This is a genomic window from Rhodococcus sp. MurmanLake-1 (assembly GCF_056945715.1).
The window spans coordinates 345,894-368,492 of sequence record NZ_JBWZNF010000006.1; the positions used below are offsets into that span (position 1 = coordinate 345,894).

17 protein-coding genes are annotated in these 22,599 nt (G+C 63.6%); 7 read left to right on the forward strand and 10 right to left on the reverse strand.

Annotated elements, in window-relative coordinates; translation table 11 throughout:
- Positions 1-31: 31 nt before the first annotated feature.
- A complete protein-coding gene (locus AC2ETI_RS19475) occupies positions 32-3,475 on the reverse strand; it encodes a TM0106 family RecB-like putative nuclease (RefSeq protein ID WP_483634271.1) in 3,444 nt (1,147 codons plus the stop codon).
- An 83-nt stretch (positions 3,476-3,558) separates the two neighbouring features.
- Between AC2ETI_RS19475 and AC2ETI_RS19480 the strand changes: the two genes are divergently transcribed.
- Positions 3,559-4,200 carry an alpha/beta hydrolase gene (locus tag AC2ETI_RS19480; protein ID WP_021344970.1) on the forward strand — a complete coding sequence of 214 codons (642 nt, stop codon included), beginning with the start codon at positions 3,559-3,561 and terminating at the stop codon, positions 4,198-4,200.
- A gap of 5 nt (positions 4,201-4,205) precedes the next feature.
- Here the strand turns inward: AC2ETI_RS19480 and AC2ETI_RS19485 are convergent, their stop codons facing one another.
- Positions 4,206-4,823 (reverse strand): cysteine hydrolase family protein, encoded by a 618-nt coding sequence (locus AC2ETI_RS19485; RefSeq protein ID WP_020908430.1) that lies wholly within the window; start codon positions 4,821-4,823, stop codon positions 4,206-4,208.
- Positions 4,824-4,915: 92 nt separating this feature from the next.
- On the opposite strand from AC2ETI_RS19485, the gene AC2ETI_RS19490 reads away from it, so the two are divergent.
- From AC2ETI_RS19490 to AC2ETI_RS19500, 3 genes are all read left to right on the forward strand, one after another.
- The gene (locus tag AC2ETI_RS19490) at positions 4,916-5,617 is read left to right on the forward strand and encodes a FadR/GntR family transcriptional regulator (protein ID WP_021334305.1); all 702 of its coding nucleotides are present in this window, start codon (positions 4,916-4,918) and stop codon (positions 5,615-5,617) included.
- Positions 5,614-6,984 carry an FAD-binding oxidoreductase gene (locus AC2ETI_RS19495; RefSeq protein ID WP_195790704.1) on the forward strand — a complete coding sequence of 457 codons (1,371 nt, stop codon included), beginning with the start codon at positions 5,614-5,616 and terminating at the stop codon, positions 6,982-6,984. The genes AC2ETI_RS19490 and AC2ETI_RS19495 overlap by 4 nt, the downstream gene beginning before the upstream one ends.
- Before the next feature lie 88 nt (positions 6,985-7,072).
- A complete protein-coding gene (locus AC2ETI_RS19500) occupies positions 7,073-8,059 on the forward strand; it encodes an NAD-dependent epimerase/dehydratase family protein (RefSeq protein ID WP_483634272.1) in 987 nt (328 codons plus the stop codon).
- A 56-nt stretch (positions 8,060-8,115) separates the two neighbouring features.
- Here the strand turns inward: AC2ETI_RS19500 and AC2ETI_RS19505 are convergent, their stop codons facing one another.
- From AC2ETI_RS19505 to AC2ETI_RS19520, 4 genes are all read right to left on the reverse strand, one after another.
- Positions 8,116-9,903: an AMP-dependent synthetase/ligase gene (locus tag AC2ETI_RS19505; protein ID WP_019749307.1), complete on the reverse strand. Its 1,788-nt coding sequence runs from the start codon at positions 9,901-9,903 to the stop codon at positions 8,116-8,118.
- 139 nt (positions 9,904-10,042) lie between these two features.
- Entirely contained in the window at positions 10,043-10,741 is a 699-nt protein-coding gene (locus tag AC2ETI_RS19510) for a hypothetical protein (RefSeq protein ID WP_019749306.1), read from the reverse strand.
- A 126-nt stretch (positions 10,742-10,867) separates the two neighbouring features.
- Positions 10,868-11,494, reverse strand: a complete 627-nt coding sequence (locus AC2ETI_RS19515) for a phosphoribosyltransferase (RefSeq protein ID WP_029255786.1) — start codon at positions 11,492-11,494, stop codon at positions 10,868-10,870.
- A 55-nt stretch (positions 11,495-11,549) separates the two neighbouring features.
- A complete protein-coding gene (locus AC2ETI_RS19520; RefSeq protein ID WP_020908425.1) occupies positions 11,550-12,377 on the reverse strand; it encodes a carbon-nitrogen hydrolase family protein in 828 nt (275 codons plus the stop codon).
- A 102-nt stretch (positions 12,378-12,479) separates the two neighbouring features.
- On the opposite strand from AC2ETI_RS19520, the gene AC2ETI_RS19525 reads away from it, so the two are divergent.
- Positions 12,480-14,255, forward strand: a complete 1,776-nt coding sequence (locus AC2ETI_RS19525) for a DEAD/DEAH box helicase (RefSeq protein WP_003945121.1) — start codon at positions 12,480-12,482, stop codon at positions 14,253-14,255.
- Between the two features lie 103 nt (positions 14,256-14,358).
- Here AC2ETI_RS19525 and AC2ETI_RS19530 read toward each other — a convergent pair whose 3' ends face one another.
- The 4 genes from AC2ETI_RS19530 to AC2ETI_RS19545 all read right to left on the reverse strand — a co-directional run bounded on the left by AC2ETI_RS19530 (position 14,359) and on the right by AC2ETI_RS19545 (position 18,992).
- Positions 14,359-16,257 carry an ABC transporter ATP-binding protein gene (locus tag AC2ETI_RS19530; protein WP_483634273.1) on the reverse strand — a complete coding sequence of 633 codons (1,899 nt, stop codon included), beginning with the start codon at positions 16,255-16,257 and terminating at the stop codon, positions 14,359-14,361.
- A gap of 92 nt (positions 16,258-16,349) precedes the next feature.
- Positions 16,350-16,940, reverse strand: coding sequence for an AMIN-like domain-containing (lipo)protein (locus AC2ETI_RS19535; protein ID WP_019749302.1), 591 nt, complete (start codon positions 16,938-16,940; stop codon positions 16,350-16,352).
- Between the two features lie 56 nt (positions 16,941-16,996).
- Positions 16,997-17,407, reverse strand: a complete 411-nt coding sequence (locus AC2ETI_RS19540) for a YchJ family protein (protein ID WP_020970175.1) — start codon at positions 17,405-17,407, stop codon at positions 16,997-16,999.
- A gap of 22 nt (positions 17,408-17,429) precedes the next feature.
- A complete protein-coding gene (locus tag AC2ETI_RS19545) occupies positions 17,430-18,992 on the reverse strand; it encodes a long-chain-fatty-acid--CoA ligase (protein WP_020970174.1) in 1,563 nt (520 codons plus the stop codon).
- Between the two features lie 260 nt (positions 18,993-19,252).
- Between AC2ETI_RS19545 and AC2ETI_RS19550 the strand changes: the two genes are divergently transcribed.
- Positions 19,253-20,026, forward strand: a complete 774-nt coding sequence (locus AC2ETI_RS19550) for an ABC transporter ATP-binding protein (protein ID WP_003945134.1) — start codon at positions 19,253-19,255, stop codon at positions 20,024-20,026.
- Between the two features lie 4 nt (positions 20,027-20,030).
- Positions 20,031-22,565: an ABC transporter permease gene (locus tag AC2ETI_RS19555; protein WP_020970173.1), complete on the forward strand. Its 2,535-nt coding sequence runs from the start codon at positions 20,031-20,033 to the stop codon at positions 22,563-22,565.
- The last annotated feature ends 34 nt before the right edge of the window (positions 22,566-22,599 follow it).

Here is a 22,599-nt window from a genome sequence, read left to right on the forward strand (position 1 = left end):
TAGGACAGGCTTTGGGTGTGAAAACATTCGGCTAGCTCGTCAACCTCATGAACGCGCCGAGCTCCACCAATCCTGCGGGCGTGCTCGGCATGTACTGCGTCAACGCGTGTGATCGGACGATGATCGCGCACCACTTGCCGCGGGAGACAGCAACATTGAGGCGGTTCCGCGACAGGAGGAACGACATTCCTCGCGGGACGTCCTCGACGGCAGATGCGGCCATCGACACGATTGCCACCGCGGCCTCGCGGCCCTGGAACTTGTCGACGGTCCCGACCTCGACCTCCGTGAGACCGGCTTCGGTGAGATCGCGCTCGACGGTACCGACCTGGGCGTTGTATGCCGCGACCACGAGGATGTCCGACTGCTCCAGGGGCCGGGTTCCCTCGAACTCGCTCGGATCGGTCCATGGCGTACCGAGAAGGCCCTGGATCTGGCGAACGATTTCCTGGGACTCTTCCGGGGAGTACGTGGAATTGCCGCGGTGATCGACGAACACTGTGTGCACTCCGGCAGCGAGTCCGTCGAGTTTCCTTGCCGCACTCACGGTTTCCTGAGAATGGAGCTTGCCCTCGTACGACAGTGCGGACACGGGCGCACACAGATCCGGGTGCATCCGCCAAGTCTTCTCGAGGAAGTAGCCGAGTTCGGGTGGCAGTGCGCCGTGTCCCTCGGCGAGCCAACCGAGCGCCGATTCGTCGACAGGTTCGGGGTGAGTACCTTGGCTCACCTGCGGCAACTGCTGCGGATCGCCCAGCAGCAACAGGTTTCGCGCGGAAATCGCGACGGCAATGGTGTTGGCGAGCGCGAACTGGCCCGCCTCGTCGACCACGAGCAGGTCCAAGCTGCCCGCCGGAACACGATCGGTGTTCGCGAAGTCCCACGCAGTGCCGCCGATGACGCAGCCGACGCCTTCGGCCTCGGCGATGAATCCCGCATATTCTTCGGATGCGATGTCCTGCCATTCTGCGGTCTTGCTGCGGCTGCCCTTCTTCGCGACCAGTGCAGGGTCCACGCCGGCCTTCAGAATGCCGCCGAGCATGTTCTCGACCACCGAATGTGACTGAGCCACGACTCCGATTCGCCACTGATGTTGTTCGATCAGTGTCTTGACGACACGAGCACCCGTGTAGGTCTTGCCCGTACCAGGGGGACCCTGTACTGCCACGTAGGAATCATCGAGGTCGAGAAGTGCGGCGGTGATGGCGTCCGCGTAGTTGTTGTCGGTGCCGACGGGCGGGAGCGGTGAACCCGAGCGTGTCCTCGGGGTGCTGCGCCGGAGAATGTCGACCGCTGCTACGGGTGGCAGTTCGGGCAGGATCTCGCTGGCGCCGGATGCGGCAGCGGCGATGGACTTCTCCATGCGTCCGGTGGGAATCGGACGACCAGGTGCCAATGCGACTGGAGCATCGAGGTATTCGTCACCGCCGAGCAGTTCTTCGACGGTGACCACGTCGAGTCCTTCGGACTTGACCACGGCCGTGACCTTGACGCTGCTGGTGCCGCGTTGGGTGGGGTTCTCGCTTGCAACAGCATCGGGGGAGGGGGTTGCGTAGAGAGCGAACAGATCACTGCCCGGGCTCAAAGACGTTCCGGTGCCGAAACTTCCGGTCAGCTGAATGTGTCGACGGAACTTCTTCTGACGTGGGGTGCTCTTGTGCCAGTCCGCCTCGATTTCGGACTGTTCGACCACCATGACGTCGCGGATGTCCACCAGGTCTTCGATCGGTGTGACCAATCGGTCGAAGTGGGCCCACCAGTACGGCTTCCGCTCACGATTGTGGTACCCCACCGCAGCAGCCAGTAGAGCAGCTGCCTGCTGATCGGGGGTACGCGCCGAACCTGCCTTGTGTCCTGCGAATTCGCGGAGCGCGATCTCCGATTCGGTGAGCTCCTCGAGTGGAATCTTGATCTGCCCGGTCGGCTCACGAAGTTCGACGCCGTGTTCTGCGGCGCGCTCGGCAAGCCAATCACGCAGGCGCAGAGTGGATTCGCAGTCGTACTCGTTGTAGTCGGAGATGCCCTGAAGAAGTTCCCTGGCCTGGTCGGCTTGTCCTCCGTCGCGCAATTGGCAGTAGTCGGCATAAGCGACAACCGAAGCGGCGGCATTGGTCACGTCGCCGTCGCGGCCGTGCTCACCCATGTAGAGCGGCTCGAGTTTCTTGATGCTGTACGAGCGTTGTCCGATCCGCAGGCAGGCGCGGACGATCGGGTACAGGTCCACGAGCACGTTCTCGCTGAGCAGCGTGTCCACCGTTTGCTCGCCGACACCGTGACGTGCGGCCAAGCGCAACAGCGCCGATTTCTCGTACGCGGCGTAGTGATAGATGTGCATGCCGGGGTGAGCTTCTCGGCGCGCGGTGACGTAGTCGAGGAAGTCGAGGAGTGCCTGGCGTTCACCGTCGCGATCGTGTGCCCAGAACGGCTTGAACACGTAGTCGTCCGCCGGTCCTTCGACCACACCGAAAAGGTATTCCAACCCCCAGTCGGTGGATCCGTCCTCGGCCCAGAGGGGATCGCCCTCGAAGTCGAAGAAGATGTCGCCGTCGTCGGGGACGGGTAGTCCGCCGAGCGCCGAGGGTTCGTAGACCTCGAATTCGGCGTCGCCGGATTGTTCCTGACGAAGTTGAACCGCGGCCTGTGCACGGAGTTTGTCGAGTGTTTCCCGTCGAATTCCCTCGACAGGTCCGGTGCTCGCGGCGAGTTCGTCAATTGTCGTGATCCCCGAGACGATCAGTTGTTCACGCTGATTGCCGCGGACGCCCGCAACCAGCAGCAGGTCCCGATGACTTTCGACTTCGACGCTGCAGGTGTTGCATCGACCACAACGCAGGTACCGATCGTCGAGCCACTGTGTCGGTTTCCCCTCAGCACGGTGCTCGTCGAGGACGCGTTCGAGTTCAGCTCTGCGTGCTGCGAATACCGGCGCGATGTCTCCGATGTCGTGCGACGACGTGCTGCCGTCGCCGAGCAGTAGATGAACCTGATCGGAGGCGGCAATTGCATTGCGCTCCAACGCATCCGCGTATGCGGCGAGTTGTAGAAGTGCCGATACCTTGGCGTGCCGGGAGAGCTTGCTGTCGTAGACCGCGTAGGTGTTGCCTTCGCGGACGAGGAAATCGCAGAACCCGAGGAATCGGCCGTCGAAAAAGGTTCCCTGATAGATGACTGGCGCGCCCGATCGTGCTGCCTCGACGGTGGCCAACGTGGCAGCGGTCAGGCCTGCGCGTGAGTGTTCCGGTCGCGGCATGACGACGACGCCGTCTCCGTGTTGATCGATGAACTTCTGAAGCTGTTCGCGCTCGTGCGAGTCGCCGAGGCTCGACGTCCGCTCGAGCATCGGATTCGCCTCGGCCGCCTCGGCTGAGATCAGACCGGTGCGGGCGTCGAGTTGCCGCAACAGTGCGAACTCGCACGAGGCCGCGGCCGAGAGGTCACTGGCGCTGTAGACGATCTGATCATCGAGTAGGAACACACGGAGATTGTGCCATCGCTCACCGACAAGGCAACCCGCCAGTAATCGCCCACCGCCCGCGGATACCCGTAGGAGAGTGCAGAATGACGACCATGCCCTTCTTCGACGGACGAACCGGTCAGGTGCACTTTCGGCATTGGCCGGCGGCAGGGGGCGCAGTGCCCACTGTGTCTTTGGTCTTTCTGCACGGCCTCGGTCAGCACAGCGGGCAGTATCACCGTTTCGCGGGCGCAATGACGGCGTCGGGGATCGACGTGTGGGCGATCGATCACACCGGGCACGGTTTGTCGGAGGGTGATCCGGGAGTCGGGGCTCCGCTCTCCGATCTTGCTGCCGATGCAGCCGCGCTGGCTGACATCGCCTTGGCGGAACTGCCCGAAGTTCCGCAGGCGGTGATGGGTCATTCGTTAGGTGCCGTGACTGCGCTGACGGTGCTGGCTCATCGCGATCACGAATTCGCGTCCGCCGTGTTGTGCGGCATCCCGCGCAGCGCGGTGGAGCAACACGGGTGGGCGGAACTCTCCGACGCGGGCATCCCAGTCCTGGTCGTTCACGGTACCGACGACCGGATCGCCCCGGTTGATCCCGTCCGGGACTGGGCGCGGACGCTGCGCAACGTCGAGATGCGCGAGTTCGAGGACGCCGGTCACGACCTGCTGCACGAGAAGGTTCACGCCAGTGTCACCAACGTCAGCCGTGAATTCCTTCTCGCGCATTCCAGGTAGTCCTCTCAGGAGAGCGCGCCGAGCACCTCTTTCGACGTGACGGGGTGCGAGAACATCGGGTAGTCGTAGGTGATCGCGTTCTCGTGTTCGGCGACCGAAGTGCCTGCCACGCAATCGGTGAGTGTGATGACCCGGTAACCGTTCTCGTATCCGGTGCGCATGGTCGATTCGACGCAGCAGTTGGTCAGGAAGCCGCCGAGAAGGATCGTGCGAATTCCTTTGCTGCGCAGAATGAAATCGAGGTTTGTGCTGGCAAAAGTGTCGAGTCCACGCTTGCCCTCGATGACGATGTCGCCGTCTTTCGGGGCGAGTTCGTCGACGATCGCAGCTCCCCAGGAACCCTTCACGAAAGCCTTGCCGTCGACGACGCCCTTGAGGATGCCGTACGGATGCGAGGTGATTTCGTTGTACCCCTCGGCGAAGGTGATCGGTGCGTGCATCACGGTGACACCTGCCGCCCGAGCCGCATCGACCAGCGCAGTGGTGTTCGCGAGGAGTCCGTTCGATTCCATGACCGGAGCGACGGCCTCGTGAAGAACACCGCCCTCGGTGGTGAAGTCGTTCTGGTACTCGATGAGCACGACGGCAGTGGTTGCTGGATCCAATTCGAGCTTGTCGGTCATGGTCGACACCTTGTCTGTTGTGGTCCGGGTCACGAATCTTCTCAATTAAACAGTTTGTCAGACAAGCAGGCAAGGGGTGGTAGCGTCGCGGCATGGATACGACTCCGTTGTCGCGCATGCCGCTCAGCCTTGCCGTGTCGGGAAGAATCCGTGCTGCCATACTCGACGGCTCGCTTCCCGTCGGCGAGGCGTTGCCGACCGAACAGGAACTCGCGCAGACCTTCTCGGTGGGTCGATCGACGGTGCGCGAGGCACTTCGTGTCCTGCAAGCACAGGGATTGTTGACCGGCGCGGACACCACCTCGACTGCCAGGCCTCGGGTGACGCACGAGCACACCGCCGATTCTGCGGCCACCGCTCTCAGTACGGCACTGCAAGTGGGCGCGGTTCCGCTCGGCGATCTTGTCGAATTGCGAGTGCTGCTCGAAGCTGCTGCGCTGCGAACCGTCGCCGCCGTGCCAGAGGACGCCCGGGCTGCGATCGAGCGAATGCGCATCGCAACACTTGCCGACGACTCGGTCGCATTCCACGACGCCGACGTCGACTTTCACGTTGCGCTCGCCGGAGCGGGCGGAAACAAGGCGTTCGGGTTGGTCATGACGGTTCTCCGCGACAGCATCGCCGGCTACCTGCTGAGCGAACTCGACTCGCGCGAGAACTCGGCGGCCACGCTCGGCGCACTGCTGGCCGAGCACGAGGGTATCGCCGACGCGATCGAGCGCGGCGCAGCTGACGAGGCCGCCGATTTGGTCGAGCGCCATGTGCGCGGATTCTACGAAGGACGAACGGAATGACCACGAGTATCGATCTGTTGGGTGAACGCTTGCAGAAAGCGCTGGGGGACAGGGCGACAACCGATCCCGACCGGATGGGCGCGTACGTCCGGGATCAATCACTGCTCACTGCAGCCGGAAGACCCGCCGCGCTGGTCAAGGCGAAGACGGTCGACGACGTCGTCGCGGTTATGACGGTGGCGCACGAACTCTCCGTTCCGGTGGTGACACGCGGGGCAGGTACCGGGTTGGCCGGCGCTGCCAATGCGCTCGACGGGTGCATCGTCTTGAGCGTCGCGGGCATGGATCGCATTCTCGAGATCGATCCTGCCGCGCGCACCGCCACGGTGGAGCCCGGAGTGATCAATGGTGACCTGGCGGAAGCTGCTGCACAGCAGGGTCTTTGGTACGTACCGGATCCGGGAAGCCGGGCCATCTCGAGTATCGGCGGCAATCTGGCGACAAATGCAGGCGGCATCTGTTGCGCCAAGTACGGCGTCACCGGTGATCACGTCGCGGCCCTGACGGCGGTACTCGCCGACGGGCGTGTGATCCGTACCGGTGCACGGACGCGCAAAAATGTTGCGGGGCTGGACCTGACACATCTGCTCGTGGGCTCGGAGGGAACTCTCGCGGTCATCGTCGAAGCTACGATGCGGTTGCGTACGGCGCCCACTGCCGCGACCACTGTCGTCGCCTTCTTCGATTCCGCGGAGTCCGCGATCGATGCCGTCCTCGCCGTGTCGGCAGTGGCCGAACCGTGTCAGATGGAGTTGATGGACGGCGTCACCATCGGCGCGGTCAATCGGCTGACGAAGATGGGGCTGGACGAATCGGCCGGGGCGATGCTGCTCATCCAGTGCGACGGTAGGTCGGCGGCCGCCGAGGCAGCGGACTGCGCCGCGGCGTGCGAAAGTGCCGGGGCTCGAGAGGTTTTCCACACCGACGATCCGGTGGAAGGTGAAGAGTTCACTGCCGCCCGCCGGATGGCGTTGCCCGCTCTCGAGGCATTGGGCACGGTACTTCTCGACGACGTCGCGGTGCCGGTGCCGGCGTTGCCGTCCATGTTGGGATGCATTCGTGAAGCGGCCGATCGCCACGGTGTCACGATCGGAACCTTCGGCCACGCCGCCGACGGCAATCTCCACCCGACCATCGTGTTCGACGCTGCCGAATCGGGAGCGCAGGATCGTGCGCGCGGAGCTTTCGACGATATCGTTGCCGGCGCACTGGCGTTGGGCGGAACGATCAGCGGTGAACACGGTATCGGGGTTCTCAAAGCGCCGTACATGGCAGACATGGTCGGCCAGACCGAACGCCAGTTGATGCTTGCGGTGAAGGCCGCATTCGATCCGAAGAGCATTCTCAATCCCGGACGGGGTATCTGAGCGCTTCGTCCGACCCTCACTCGTCGGAAATTGCGCTACCAGACGAACTTGTTGCTGCACGACGCTTTTTCGAGTGACGATGGCCGTCATGAAGCTGCTGATGCTCGGAGGAACACGGTTCCTCGGCCGTGCTCTCGTCGACGACGCCCTGGCGCGGGGCTGGGAAGTGACAGTGCTCCATCGGGGGCTCACCGGAGCGCCACCACCTACAGCGGAGGTTCTGTTCGCGGATCGCACCGATCAGCGAGCGATGGTTGAGGCGCTCGGTGATCGTAGATGGGATTTTGTCGTCGACACCTGGTCCGGTAGCCCCCGAGTGGTCGGTGAGAATGCACGCGTCTTGCACGGTCACGTCGACCGGTACGCATACATCTCCAGTGGATCCGTCTACCAATGGGGCTTGCACGTGGACGAGGGCTCGCCGGTGGTTGCCGCATCTGCGGCGTCCGATGACTACAGCGATTACGCGTCCGCCAAACGCGGGGCCGAACTCGCTGTCCTGGAATCCTTCCCGGACGCGCTGTTCGCGAGGGCAGGGTTGATCCTCGGCCCGCACGAGGACATCGGGCGGTTGCCGTGGTGGTTGCAGCGCATCGCTGAGGGCGGACGCGTCGTTGCTCCCGGAGCGCCGACCAGACCGTTGCAGTACGTCGATGCCCGCGACATCGCATCGTTTGTCCTGTCCGGACTGGCGGCCGAAATCAGCGGGACGTACGACGTCATCAGTGCGTCCGGGCACACCACTACCTCCGGGCTCCTCGAGGCGTGTGTTGACGCCACCGGTTCGGGTGCGGAGTTGGTGTGGATCGACGAGGACCGACTTGCAGCAGCGGGAGCGCAACCGTGGACACAACTGCCGTGTTGGGTCCCGCAAGAGGGCGAGTTCGCGGGTTTCCTCGAAGCCGACACTGCCAAGGCGGCGCGGGCAGGGTTGCGGTGCCGTCCCGTCGAAGACACCGTGCGCGATACCTGGGAATGGATGCAACGGGAAACTCTGCCGACCCAGCGGGAGGATCGTGCGGTGCACGGCCTTCCATCCGAGATCGAAAAGGAACTACTCTCCGCCGGAGAGTGAAACGAGTCTGGCCCGGTTCGCATTCGAACCGGGCCAGACTCGTGAAAGACGATCGATCAGGCGTACAGGTCGCTGATCTTGGTCTTGTGAGCTTCGTGAATGATGTTGCGCTTGAGCTTGAGCGTCGGCGTCAATTCACCGGTCTCCTGGGTGAAGTCGACCTCGAGGATCGTGTATTTCTTGATCTGCTCGGGGTTGGAGACCTTCTTGTTCGCGTCGGCAACGGCCGAGTCGATCTCGGCGATCAGGTCGGCGTTCTTCACCAGATCCGCGATCGCGGTGCCGGCGGGCAGGCCGTTGCGCTCGACCCAACCGGGCAGAGTCTCCGGATCAAGGGTGATCAGTGCACCGATGAACGGCTGACCGTCGCCGACGACGAGGCACTGGCTGATCAGAGCGTGCGCACGCAGGGAATCCTCGAGGCCTGCCGGTGCGACGTTCTTGCCTCCGGCCGTCACGATGATTTCCTTCTTGCGCCCGGTGATGGAGACGTAGCCCTCGTTGTCGATCGATCCGAGGTCGCCGGTGTGGAACCAGCCGTCGACGATCGATTCGGCCGTCGCCTTGTCGTTGTGCCAGTAGCCGGCGAAGACGACCGGGCCCTGCAGGAGGAGTTCGCCGTCCTCGGCGATCCGTGCTGCATGGCCGTTGATCGGCTTGCCGACGGTGCCGACGCGCTGCGCGCTCGAGGTGTTGACGGTGATTGCGGCGCTGGTCTCGGTGAGTCCGTAGCCCTCGTAGATCGGGATGCCGACGCCGCGGAAGTAGTGGCCGAGACGCGCGCCGAGGGCGGCGCCACCGGAGACTGCACGCTCGCACTCGCCGCCCAGAGCTGCGCGCAACTTCGAGTAGACGAGCTTGTCGAATACCGCATGCTTGAGCTTGAGTGCCAGCCCGGGGCCACCCTTTTCGAGGGACTCGCTGTATTCGATGGCAGTGGCGGCAGCCTTGTCGAAGATGCTGCCCTTACCGCCGTCGACTGCCTTCTGGCGAGCCGAGTTGTACACCTTCTCGAACACGCGCGGTACCGAGAGGATGAAGTTGGGCTTGAAACCGGCGAACTGCTCGAGGAGCGTCGTCAGATCCGACGTGTGGGCGACGGTGACCTTGGCGTCGAAAGCGCCGAAGGAGATCGCTCGCGCGAATACGTGGGCGAGCGGCAGGAACATCAGCGTCTTCTTGCCGGGGACCATCGACTCCGGCATCGCCAGGCGGCAGGCGTTGGACTCGGCGTAGAAGTTGGAGTGCGTCAGCTGGACACCCTTGGGGCGTCCGGTGGTTCCGGAGGTGTAGATCAGGGTCGCGGGCGAGGCAGCGGTGACCTGGTGACGACGAGTGTGCAGTTCTTCGTCGGTGATTGCCGAACCGCGACTGGACAGCTCGTCGATAGCACCCGACTCGATGACCAGAACCTCGCGGAGGGCTTCTGCACCGTCGGTGACTTCCTTGTGAGTCTCCGCGTGCTTGGCTGTTTCGACGACCAGAAGTGTTGTCGCGGAATCCTCGAGGATCCACTGCGCCTGATCAGGGGAGGAGGTCTCGTAGATCGCGACGGTGCATCCGCCGGCAGTCCAGATGGCGTAGTCGAGAACGACCCACTCGTAGCGAGTTGCTGACAGGATAGCGACGCGGTCGCCGAGCTCGACGCCCGAAGCGATCAGGCCCTTGGCAACTGCGGAGACCTGCTTCGCGAATTCAGCTGCAGTGACGTCGACCCATCCACCGTTCGACGGCCTCTTGAACGGCACGAATGTGGGGTCTTCTTCGGCGTGACGGAACACGGAGTCGGCCATGGATACGTTCTCCGGAATTGAGAACGACTGTGGAACTGAGAACTCGCGCACTATTGACCCCTCCAGTGACTACTGACATTTCTGATGTGCATTGCATCACATTAGTCGTCATTTTGCACTGTCGTTACTATTCGGTAGAACTGGTCGGGCGCTGACCTGCAGTTTAGTGTGACCGCTTGTTTACAGGTACTCAGGCGACGTGTTGGAGCATGCGGCCGTGCACGGACAACCACCGGCGAATTGCGTAGTCCAATCGGTCCGGATCCACTCCGAGTTGCTCTGCAGTAGCTGCAAGGATCTCCGAGGTGTCTCCTGGCAACTCGGTGGTGCCGAGTGTTGCGCTGATGAACGTGTCGGCAGCGGTACCCAGATCGGTGTGTGGAATTCCGGCCAACATCAACAGGTGTGCCCAGGTCACTTCGGAACCGTCTCCGCAGGCGTCCACCCAGGCAAGGTGAACCGCGTCGAGAGCGTTGTCGGAATCGGCAGCAGAGAGCAGGTCCTCGACGCTGTTGATCCGCAAGTGATGGAGTTTTTCGGCGACCTGTTGGATGTGACGTGCCTCGATCGGGACACCCGTCGCCGTGTAGCGACGCTTGTACGAGCCGATCTTGCCTGCCCACTGGTCCGAACTCCCGGCTTCCTCGAAGGTGCGGAGTAGTTCGCGTGCGCCGTCCGTGACGGGTTTGTCTTCGCGGGCTTTCCGGTAGGCCAGGTAGCGATCTACGACGGTCACTTCGCTGTGGCCCGACGTGGACTGAACGGATTCGATGATGCACAGGGCGAGGCTCTGTCGATAAGCGTCTGACGCAACCCAGGCGGAAGGGTCGCCCAGGCGGTCACGGCACGCAGCTGCGACGGCGTCGACGGTATCGGTCGAGATGGTCACGGTTCCTCCAGAAAGCCGAATTCTTTTTGTTCCATTTGGGCTATCGGCACCGAGGAGCGAAATGTTGCACACATCACAAATTCTCAGAGATCTCTTGGACTGCGCTCAGGCTGGAGGGGTGTCCTCTCAGGCGAGGAAGGTCAGCACTTCGTCGTCGCTGAGTTGATGAAAGTCCTCGAATGCAGCACCGACGCCGCCCAGCAGGGCAGGAACGAAGGGACAGACGACCCGATCAGCTGAGCACGCGATCACTCTCATTGCTTCAGGGGAGGCAACTGGGACAGCGACGATGACGGAGGCAGCACCCGCGGTGCGCGCGCAGCGGCAGGCAACGGCGGCACTCGCACCCGTGGCCATTCCGTCGTCGACGATCACTGCGGTGCGTCCGTGGAGGGAAACCGGGGTCCGTCCCTCGCGCAGGAGCCGCGCTCGCCGTTCCAATTCGGTTCGTTCGTCGCGTTCGACGGCGGCGAGTTCACTTTTCGAGACGCGAACCGCTGCGATGACGTCGTGATTGAGGACCCGCACGCCACCCTCACCGATGGCGCCCATCGCCAGTTCCGGGTTGTACGGACTGCCGAGCTTGCGCACCACCACGATGTCCAGCGGAGCGTTCAGTGCCGCAGCCACCTCGGCTGCGACCGGTACTCCGCCGCGTGGGAGTCCGAGAACGACAGGCTTGTCGAGACGCAAAGACTCGAGCCGCCCGGCCAGAAATTTGCCGGCGGAAGATCGATCCCGATACTGGGTCACTGCGTTGTCCTCGAGAAGCTCGAACCCCGACCTGTTCGACGCTACCCGCTGCAGGTCACCGCGACGAGACAGTGAACCTCCGCAGCGCGAGAGCGGGATTCTTCTCGCGTACTTCGGCGATGCGAGCGGCCGAAACAGTCGCGGCGGCAACCCCGACCTGCTCGCCCAGTGAACACATCACGACGCCCATCGGGTCGACGATCATGCTGGCACCTGCGCCGCCGCGCGCGCTCTGGTCAGCCGCTGCGATGTACATCGTGTTCTCGATGGCCCGGGCGCGTACGAGAGTGGTCCAGTGGTCTTCCTTGAGTGGCCCGGGCACCCACTGGGCGGGCAGGAGCAGGATGTCCGCGCCGACGTCGACGATGCGCCGGGTGACTTCCGGGAAGCGCAGGTCGTAGCAGGTCTGGAGGCCGAAGGTCAGGCCGTCGCACCCGAAAGTCTGCGGTTCCGTGATGTCGCCGGCACGGATCACGGCCGACTCCTGGTAGCCGAATGCGTCGTAGAGATGCAGCTTCCGGTAGGTCGCCACCAGTTCGCCGTTCGGGTCCATCGCGACGAGGGTGTTGGAGATTCTGCTCACGTCGTCGATCCGCTCGTTCATTCCCGCTACGAGGAAGATTCCGAACTCCGCGGCGACCGCCGCCAGTGCCGAACCGAATTCGCCGTCCAGGTCCTCCGCGGACTCGATCAGTCGTTCATCCGTCTTCGGTGCGGTGAACATCGAGTATTCCGGCGCCACGACAACTTTCGCGCCCCGTGCTGCTGCATCGGAAGCCAGTGATCGCAGTGATTCGAGGTTGGCTTTCTTGTCCGTCCCCGGGGCGAATTGGGCAATCGCGACAACGGTCTGGGCGGGGGTGGCAACGGTGGCTTCGGTCATGCTCCATACGCTAGGCGAAACCCGCTGGGAGGGTGGATCTGTCGTAAATGCACCCCCGGTATGTCGTCGTGTCTATACTCTATCCGCTAAACTGCTGGTCAAATGAGTGATATTGAGCGTGACCCCGAACCCCCAACATTTGCCGACCTCGACATCGATGATCGGGTACTGAAGGCACTGTCAGACGTGGGCTACGAGTCGCCCTCGCCCATTCAGGCTGCCACCATTCCGCCGCTGCTCGAAGGCAAGGACGTCGTCGGTCTCGCACAGACCGGTACCGGCAAGACCGCAGCTTTCGCAGTTCCAGTCCTGTCGCGGATCGACACGTCGATCAAGCAGACCCAGGCGCTGGTGCTTGCTCCCACGCGTGAGCTGGCGCTTCAGGTTGCCGAGGCATTCGGCAAGTACTCCGCGCACATCCCCGGACTCAACGTGCTGCCGATCTACGGTGGCCAGAGCTACGGCGTCCAGCTGTCCGGCCTGCGCCGCGGCGCACACGTCGTCGTCGGTACCCCGGGTCGTGTCATCGACCATCTCGAAAAGGGCACCCTGGATCTGACCAATCTCAAGTACCTCGTTCTCGACGAGGCCGACGAGATGCTCAAGATGGGGTTCCAGGAGGACGTCGAGCGCATCCTCCGCGACACCCCCGGCGACAAGCAGGTCGCCCTGTTCTCCGCAACGATGCCCGGCTCGATTCGCCGGATCTCGAAGCAGTACCTGAACAATCCGGTCGAGATCACCGTCAAGTCCAAGACGTCGACCGCCTCGAACATCACGCAGCGCTACATTCAGGTTGCTCATCAGCGCAAGCTCGATGCACTGACCCGAGTCCTCGAGGTCGAGGCATTCGAGGCGATGATCATCTTCGTCCGTACCAAGCAGGCCACCGAAGACCTGGCGGAGAAGCTGCGGGCCCGCGGGCACTCGGCCGCCGCGATCAACGGCGACATCGTCCAGGCACAGCGTGAGCGGACCATCGGTCAGCTCAAGAACGGCGCCCTCGACATCCTTGTCGCGACCGACGTTGCCGCTCGAGGCCTCGACGTCGATCGAATCTCCCACGTCGTCAACTACGACATCCCGCATGACACGGAGTCGTACGTTCACCGCATCGGTCGTACCGGCCGCGCCGGTCGTCAGGGTGACGCGTTGCTGTTCGTCGCTCCGCGTGAGCGTCATCTGCTCAAGTCCATCGAGAAGGCGACGCGTCAGCCGCTTGCGGAGATGCAGCTTCCCAGTGTCGACGACGTCAACGCCCAGCGCGTGGCCAAGTTCGGTGACTCCATCACCGAGAGCCTGGCCTCGGAGAATCTCGCGATGTTCCGCAAGATGATCGAGGACTACGACCAGGAACACGATGTTCCGCTCATCGACATCGCTGCCGCTCTGGCATTGCAGTCGCGCGACGGCGAAGCATTCTTGCTTTCTCCCGAGCCGCCGGCACCGCCGCGTCGTGAGCGCGAGCCGCGTGAACCGCGTCCCCCTCGTCGTTTCGACGACGGCCCGGCTCCTCGCTCGCGTGGACCCGAGGGCCAGGAGTTGGCCGCATACCGCATTGCAGTCGGCAAGCGTCACCGCGTCGTTCCGGGTGCCATCGTCGGTGCCATCGCCAACGAGGGTGGACTTCGTCGAAGCGACTTCGGGCACATCAGCATTCGCCCGGATCACAGCATCGTCGAGCTGCCGGCCGACCTCTCCAACGAGACTCTCGAAGCTTTGCGTCGCACACGCATCTCCGGCGTCCTGATCCAGCTGCAGCCTGATTTCGGCCCGCCGCAGGGACGTCCGAGTGGCCGTGGCGACCGTGGTGGCCGGGACGATCGCGGTGGACGTGACGACCGCCGCGGTGGCGGACGCGATCGCTACAACGACTGACCTACAGCTTCAACGACTGACATAAAGACTGAAACAGGCGCTGCCCTCCGCGAGGAGGACAGCGCCTGTTTTCTGTGTGTGGGGGGCAAGGCGCTGCGCGGTATCAGATCGGCGTCGGTGCGAGGGCGCCGTTCTTCCGAGCGTTGGTGTCGAACTGCGTACGGTACAACTCGGCGTAGCGGCCACCGTGCGCGAGCAGTTCCTCATGGTTGCCGCGCTCGACGATCTGGCCTGCTTCGACGACAAGGATCAGGTCGGCGGAACGGATCGTCGACAATCGGTGAGCGATCACCACCGCAGTCCGCCCGGCGAGTGCTTCGCCGAGTGCTTCCTGAACCGCGGCTTCCGACGTCGAGTCGAGATGCGCGGTGGCCTCGTCCAGGATGACGACGCGAGGCTGGGCCAGGAGCAGTCGTGCGATGGTCAGGCGTTGACGCTCGCCGCCCGAGAGGCGGTAACCGCGTTCACCCACCACGGTCTCCAATCCGTCGGGCAGCGACGCAACCAGGTCGGTGAGCCGTGCTCGCTCCAGAACCTCGCGCAGATCTTCTTCGGTGGCATCCGGTCGCGCAAGGAGCAGGTTGGATCGAAGGCTCTCGTGGAACAGGTGCCCGTCCTGCGTGACCATGCCGACGGTCTCGCGGATGGAATCGGCACTGAGGTCGCGGACGTCGACGCCGCCCAACTCGACCGAACCGGAGTCGATGTCGTAGAGGCGCGGAATCATCTGCGCCACGGTCGACTTTCCGGCGCCGGACGTGCCGACCAGGGCGACCATCTGCCCTGCTTCCGTGCGGAAAGACAGGTCGTGCAACACGTCCTCGCCGCCGCGGGTGTCGAGGATCGCGACTTCCTCCAGAGAAGCTAGTGACACCTTGTCGGCAGACGGGTAAGCAAAAGTGACGTTCTTGAACTCGACGGACACCGGGCCCTGCGGCACCGTGCGTGCATCGGGCTTCTCGGTGATGAGCGGCGCCAGATCGAGAATCTCGAATACCCGCTCGAAGCTGACCAGGGCGCTCATGACATCGACCCGGGCGCTGGCCAGTGCGGTCAACGGCGAGTACAGCCGCGTCAACAACAATGCCATCGCCACGACGGCGCCTGCGTCCAACTGTCCGCGCAGCGCGTAGAAGCCGCCGAGTCCGTAGACGAGGGCAAGAGCAAGGGCCGAGACCAGCGTCAGTGCTGTGACGAAGACGGACTGCAGCATTGCGGTCCGGACTCCGATGTTGCGCACACGCCTGGCGCGAACCGCGAACTCCGCCGACTCTTGCGACGGGCGGCCGAACAGCTTGACCAGAGTCGCGCCGGGAGCGGAGAACCGCTCCGTCATCTGGGTACTCATGAGCGAATTATGGTTGGCTGCTTCACGATTGAGTGCTGCAAGTTTTGCGCCCATGCGCCGTGCGGGGATGACGAAGATCGGGAGAAGTAGCAGCGCGAGGACGGTGATCTGCCAGGAGATCCCGAGCATGACGATCAGCGTGATCACCAGGGTGACCAGGTTGCTGACCACTCCGGACAAGGTGTCGCTGAAGGCGCGCTGAGCGCCGATGACGTCGTTGTTGAGACGGCTGACCAGTGCTCCGGTTCGAGTTCTGGTGAAGAACGCGATGGGCATCTTCTGGACGTGATCGAAGACGGTGGTGCGCAGATGCAGGATCAGGTCTTCGCCGATGCTGGCCGAGAGCCACCGGGTCAACAGGCCCAGAGCGGCTTCGAGAAGTGCTACCAGTGCGATCAGGGCGGCAAGTTTGACGACCACGTCGACGGCGTCGCCGCCGACTATCGCGTTGACCACACGCCCGGCCAGGACGGGTGTTGCCACGGCAAGCGCAGCAGTGACGACACTCAGTACGAGGTACCAGCTGAGGTTGCGTTTCTGTGGAACTGCGAACGTCGCGATCCGCTTCAGTGTCGCCTTCGAGAACGGGCGCCGATCTTCTTGCGCGTGCATCGCGTTGTACATCGCGTTCCACGCGGTGACTTCCATACTCATGACTTCGCCCCTCCGGTCGCCGGCCACGGAGATTACGTGGCCGGTACGACACGAAGGTAGAACCTCAACCGAACTTCAGGTCAAGTGCGGCCTCAGCGGGCCACGTCGACCACCACTCGCGGAGGGTCGCTGAGCGTCGTGACCGTGAACGGCTGCTTCTCGGTCACGCCGATGAACGACTGGGTGACTCCCTCGAAGACGTTGGACCCGTTGACCTCGGTCACGACTCCGCCGACGCCGGGGACCGGGTTGGGGCCGGAGTACTGCTCGACTCCGCTGTCGAAGGGATAGGCGGAACCGTCGATCAGGACCTGGATCACTGCGGCACCCTTGATGTCCACGGGCTTACCGCTGCCTTCCTGTGTCGCCGCGTCGACGTACTTGACGCGCCATCCGGGTGTGCCGGTTCCGCCCATTTCGTAGACGACGCGATCGAATCCGTCGTGCTCGCCCACTCGGATGTCGACGACGGTGAGCTTGGATTCGGTGCCCGCCGCCGACGTCTTGTCGGAGCTGTCCGTCGGGACTGGTTCTGTGGTCGACGCTGCTGCACTCGAGGTCGAGGTGACGGCCGAGGTGGCTGCCGTGGGAGTGGTCTCCGCGTCCTGCGAACAGGCAGTCAGGCTCACGCCCACTGCGATGGCAGCGACAGCGGCAAATGATCTCGTCCGGTTCGTTGTCATGACTCGATCGTAGGGCTCGCGTTATCGGGATCCGCGGCGGCGGTGCCCGGAGTTACCTAACCGATATCGCCGTCGACGTAGAGCCACTTGCCCTCTGTTCGCGCAAATCGACTGCGTTCGTGGAGCATTCCCCGCTCGCGCCCGAATGTGTAGTGAGCGCGAAATTCCACGACGCCGTCGGAATCGAACAGCCCGCCCCGTTCGGTGTCCAGGATCTCCAACCGGAGCCATGTCTGGTCGGGGTCGAGATCGAGTTCGGTGGGGCGATGGTCGGGATGCCAAGTCTGCGTGAGATATTCGTCGTCCATCACAGCGAAGGCCGTGTAACGCGAACGCATCAGGGTTTCGGCAGTCGGTGCGTGCGCTTCACCGCTGATGTACTTTCCGCAGCATTCGGCCAACGCGTTGCCGCTGCCGCACGGGCACGGATCGGTCGGATTGGGTGTGGTGGGGCGGCGCGAAGTCACCGCCCCATTACAGCACGCGAACTCAGACCAGTTTGTGTTCGCGGTTGTCCCAGTACGGTTTGCGGAGGTCGCGCTTGAGGATCTTTCCGGTGGGATTGCGGGGAAGGATCTCGACGACGTCGATACTGGTCGGGCACTTGAACTTTGCGAGGCGTTCCTGTGTATAGGTGATCAGTTCGGCTTCGTCGATCTGCGCTTCGGCAGTGAGAACCACGACTGCCTTGACGGTTTCACCCCAACGGTCGTCGGGAACGCCGATGACCGCGACCTCGGCGATTGCCGGATGCTCCACCAGTACTCGTTCGATCTCGGGGGAGTAGACGTTCTCGCCGCCGGTGATGATCATGTCCTTGAGGCGGTCCTCGATGAAGACGAAGCCGTCGGAGTCGGCGCGGCCCATGTCGCCGCTACGCAGCCACCCATCTGCGGTAATCGTTTCGGCCGTCGCCTCGGGCTTGCCCAGGTATCCGGGAGTGCACTGTTCGGATCGCCACCACAGTTCGCCGGTCGTTCCGGTGGGCACGTCCTCGAGCGTGACGGGGTCCACCACACGCATCTCGACGCCGGGGATCGCCGTGCCTGCTGATGCCATGCGCTCGACCTGCGACTCGTCGCGGTGAACGTCCGGCATCAACGCGGTAATGACACCTGCCATTTCGGTCATGCCGTAGACCTGGACGAATTCGGTGTCCGGCCAAGCCGCGAGTGCTGCTCGCAACAACGGAAGGGGCATGGGGGCGGCGCCGTAGGTAATGCGTTTGAATGCCTTGAAGGCGGCGACGGCCTGCTCGCCTGCGGCCAGGACTCCGGCAATGACCGGTGGGACGAGAAACGCGATGTTGGCTCCGGCGGCGAGACCGGCGAAGATCGACGGTCCGTCGGCTTCTCTCGTGAAGTAACAGCGCCCACCGGTGTGAATTGCCATGATGGCGTAGCACGTTCCGCCGACGTGAAACATCGGCATCGCGATCAAGAATCGGTGATCCTCGTGGGCCGGCAGGATTTCGAGCACATTGTTGCTGTGCGCGAACAGGTTTCGATGCGTGAGCTGTACGCCTTTGGGCCGACCGGTCGTCCCGGAACTGTAGAGAACCAGAGCGGTGGCATCGGGGCTCACCTCGGGGCGGGAGTGCAGCGGTGTGACCTCGTCGATCCACGGTTCGAACTCGTCGTGTTCCCCGCCGACGGCGAAGATCGATTCGACGGCCGTCAAGCGGTCGCGCATGGCGACGATCTGGGGGAGTAGTTCGCTGCCGACAAACAGAATGCGAGCGCCACAGTCCGCGAGGACGTAATCCAGCTCTTCGCCCGAAAGTCGCCAGTTGGGAATGACATTCGCGGCGCCGAGCAGTGAGGCGGCGTAGGTGACTTCGAGGCAGGACAGATGATTCTTGTCGACGAACGCGACAGTGTCGCCGGCACCGATGCCGGATTCAGCGAGGGCGGCGGCGATACGCAAGATGCGGTCTCGCCACTGGGCCCACGTGTATTCGGTCCCTTGGAAGGTCATCGCTGTTTGATCAGGCTTGACCGTCGCCCAGTGCTCTAGCCGATCGAAAATGATTCCAGCGGTGGCGTCGGACATTCGGCCGCCTCTCTCGTGTGATTGGTGTCACAAGGTTAATGTGCGCCCGGTCTTCGTATCGCTGTTTCTCGTCAATGCGCACAAGCAGAAAGAGCACATTCCCGCGACCCTGACCGGCTCGGCTGCAGATATCAGGGTGGTCCCCGATGGCGAGCGCGCCCGACACCCGACAGGATGGAACCAACCATTGCGGGCGTCCGTGTTTTCACGGGCGCCCGTCACGCCCACAAGTAGTACCGAAGTGAACAGGAAAGGCGATCATGAGTTCGCACGCCCAGGATGTCGCGGCCCGCGCAGTCGGCCTGTCCAAGACCTACGGCACCGGAGATACCCAGGTGCACGCACTCAGTTCGGTGTCCGCAGATTTCGCCCGCGGTGAGTTCACGGCGATCATGGGGCCGTCCGGTTCCGGTAAGTCGACGCTGATGCATTGCCTCGCCGGTCTGGATTCCGCAAGTTCGGGTTCCGTTCTCATCGGCGACACGGAACTCACGACGCTTTCCGACAAACAGATGACCCAATTACGACGCGATCGCATCGGTTTCGTTTTCCAGGCGTTCAACCTGGTGCCGACGCTGACGGCGCTCGAGAACATCACGTTGCCGCTTGACATCGCGGGACGCAAAGCGGACCCGACCTGGCTGAACAGCGTCCTGACCAAGCTGGGTCTCGGGGATCGCCTCGATCACCGGCCGGGAGAGCTCTCGGGTGGTCAGCAGCAGCGTGTGGCGTGTGCGCGTGCGCTGGCGGGTCAGCCGGAGATCATCTTCGGCGACGAGCCGACCGGAAACCTCGATTCGAAGTCCTCCGGGGAGGTGCTCTCGATCCTGCGGGCGGCCGTCGACGAGTTCAACCAGACCGTGGTGATCGTGACGCACGATCCGCGGGCAGCGGCGTATGCCGACCGGGTGGTGTTCCTCGCGGACGGCAAGATCGTCGACGAATTGCGCGAGCCTACGGCGGATTCGGTCCTCGACCGGATGAAGCGTCTGGACGCTCCGCAGGCGGTCGTGAACGTGGAAGCCGGGGCTTGAGCACATGGCTTCGGTAAGCAACTCGCCGATGCGCAAGGTTTCCCTGCGCAACTTGGCGGCACACAAGGTGCGACTTGCGCTGACGGTTCTCTCCGTGGTGCTTGGCACGGCTTTTGTCGCGGGGTCGTTCGTTTTCACCGACACCCTCCAGAAGACTTTCGATTCGATCTTCGAGAACACCGCCCAGGGCGTCGACGTCCGGGTATCGATGGAAGAGCGCAACACCAGTGGCGTTCCGGTCGAGGATGTCGACAAACTTGCCGCAGTCGACGGCGTCCGAGCGGTAGCCCCGGCCGTCAGTGGACAGATCGTCCTGATCAACGCAGACGGCGGCGCTGTTCAGACCGGCGGCGCGCCGAGTATCGGGCAGTCCTACCTACCGCCGGGCCAGGCGATTGCCGAACCCGACACCTTCGTCGAGGGCGCGCCTCCGACGCAGACCGGTCAGGTCGCGCTGAACACCAGCGCCGCCGAGCGAGCCGGACTGAAGGTGGGGGACTCCGCCAAGGTTCTGGCACCGGCCCGCGGAATCGTGGACGTGACGTTGTCCGGCATCTACGAGGGGGCGGGCAGTGACACCGGCGGGTTCATCGGCGCGCTCTTCACCGACGAGCAGGCCCGTGGACTCTTCACCGACGGCCAACACGTCGAGTACATCGACGTCGCGGGCGACGGGGTGTCGCAGACGGAACTGCAGCAACGCGTCGAGCAGGTTTTCCCCGATCTCAAGGTGCAGACCGGCGACCAGGTTCGTGAGGAGACCAAGGCCGAGGTCGACTCGGCGCTGAGCTTCATCAACTACTTCCTGTTGGCGTTCGGCGCGATTGCTCTGCTCGTCGGAACGTTCATCATCTACAACACCTTCTCGATGATCGTGGCGCAGCGTCTTCGTGAGCTGGCGCTGCTGCGTGCGATCGGTGCGAGCCGAGCGCAGGTCGGCCGTTCGGTGGTCACCGAGGCGCTCGTGGTCGGACTCATCGGCAGCATCATCGGTCTGCTCGGCGGTATCGGTCTCGCCTACGGATTGCGCAGTCTGCTCAACACATTCGACGTCGGTCTGCCGGAAGGCCCGCTCCAGGTGGGTGCCCGCACGATCATCGTCGCGTTGGTGGTCGGCGTCGTCGTCACGACGCTCAGCGCTTACGCCCCGGCTCGTCGTGCGTCGAAGATCCCGCCGGTAGCGGCCATGCGTGAGGAGTTCGCCTCTACCGGTGACTCACTGCGAGTGCGGACGTTGATCGGTGCGATTCTCGGCGTGGTCGGTGTGGCACTGCTCGTGTTCGGCTCTCGCGGTACCGGCGGCGGCGCGGCGCTGATCGTCGGGCTCGGTGCGTTCTCTTTGATCATCGCGGTTCTTCTCGGGGCTCCGGCGCTGTCGCGGCCGATCGTCGGCGCGCTCGGTGCCGTGTTCGCCAAGCCGTTCGGCGCCATCGGGCGGCTGGCCCGTACCAATGCGGTGCGTAATCCTCGCCGCACGGCCGCAACGGCATTCGCGCTGACTCTCGGTCTCATGCTGGTGACGGTCATCGGAGTGTTCGGTTCCTCGGCCAAGGCGAGCATCAATGCTCTTGTGGACGTGGGTGTCTCGGCCGACTACATCCTGACCGGTCCCAACGCGATCGGTGTGCCGCGAGGTGCGGCCGACGCGGTCCGGCAGGTACCCGACGTACAGAGCGCCACGTCCTTGCACGGGGTGCGCGCGAAGGTCGACGGTGAGGACGAGCAGGGCGCTTCGTTCGACGGACCGATCGAAGGCGTGCTCGAGTACAAGATCCTCGAGGGCACGGTCGATCTGACCGGCAACAACATGCTCGTCTCGAAGTCGACTGCGGATGACAAGGGCTGGACTGTCGGCTCGACCCAGACGTTGACCGGTCCTGGCGGCGTCGAGTACCAGACCGTTGTCGCGGGAGTGTTCGAGGACAACCAGCTGATCGGCTCGTGGATCGTCTCGGACGAGGCGTACCGGAAACTGATGCCGGCCGAGAGTCTCCCGGACTTCGTGGTGCTGGTGAAGGCGAAGCCTGGTGCGGATCTGACTACGCTGCGATCCGAGCTGGAAACGGCCACGGAGAAGTACGTCGTCGTCCAGGTGCAGGATCGTGAGGAGTTCAAGGGAACTCAGGGCCAGCAGATCAACACCTTGTTGGCGATCCTCTACGGATTGCTTGCACTCGCGGTCGTGATCGCAATCCTGGGCATCATCAACACCTTGGCGCTGTCGGTGGTCGAGCGGCGACGAGAAATCGGAATGCTGCGAGCTGTCGGCATGCAGCGCGGACAGATGCGACGCACGATCTACCTCGAGTCGGTGCTCATCGCGGTGTACGGCGCGGCGGTCGGAGTTGTTCTCGGCATCGCGTTCGGTTGGGCCTTCGTGAGCACTCTCGCGGATCAGGGCCTCGACAAGATCACGATCCCGTGGGGTCAGGTGGTCGGAATGCTGATCGGCTCGGGTGTGGTCGGTGTCTTGGCGGCGCTGTGGCCGGCCAACCGAGCGGCCAAGACGAAGCCGCTGGAGGCGATTGCAGACATGTAGGGCCTTCGGCCCCGTGCGCACTTTTGGTAGCGGA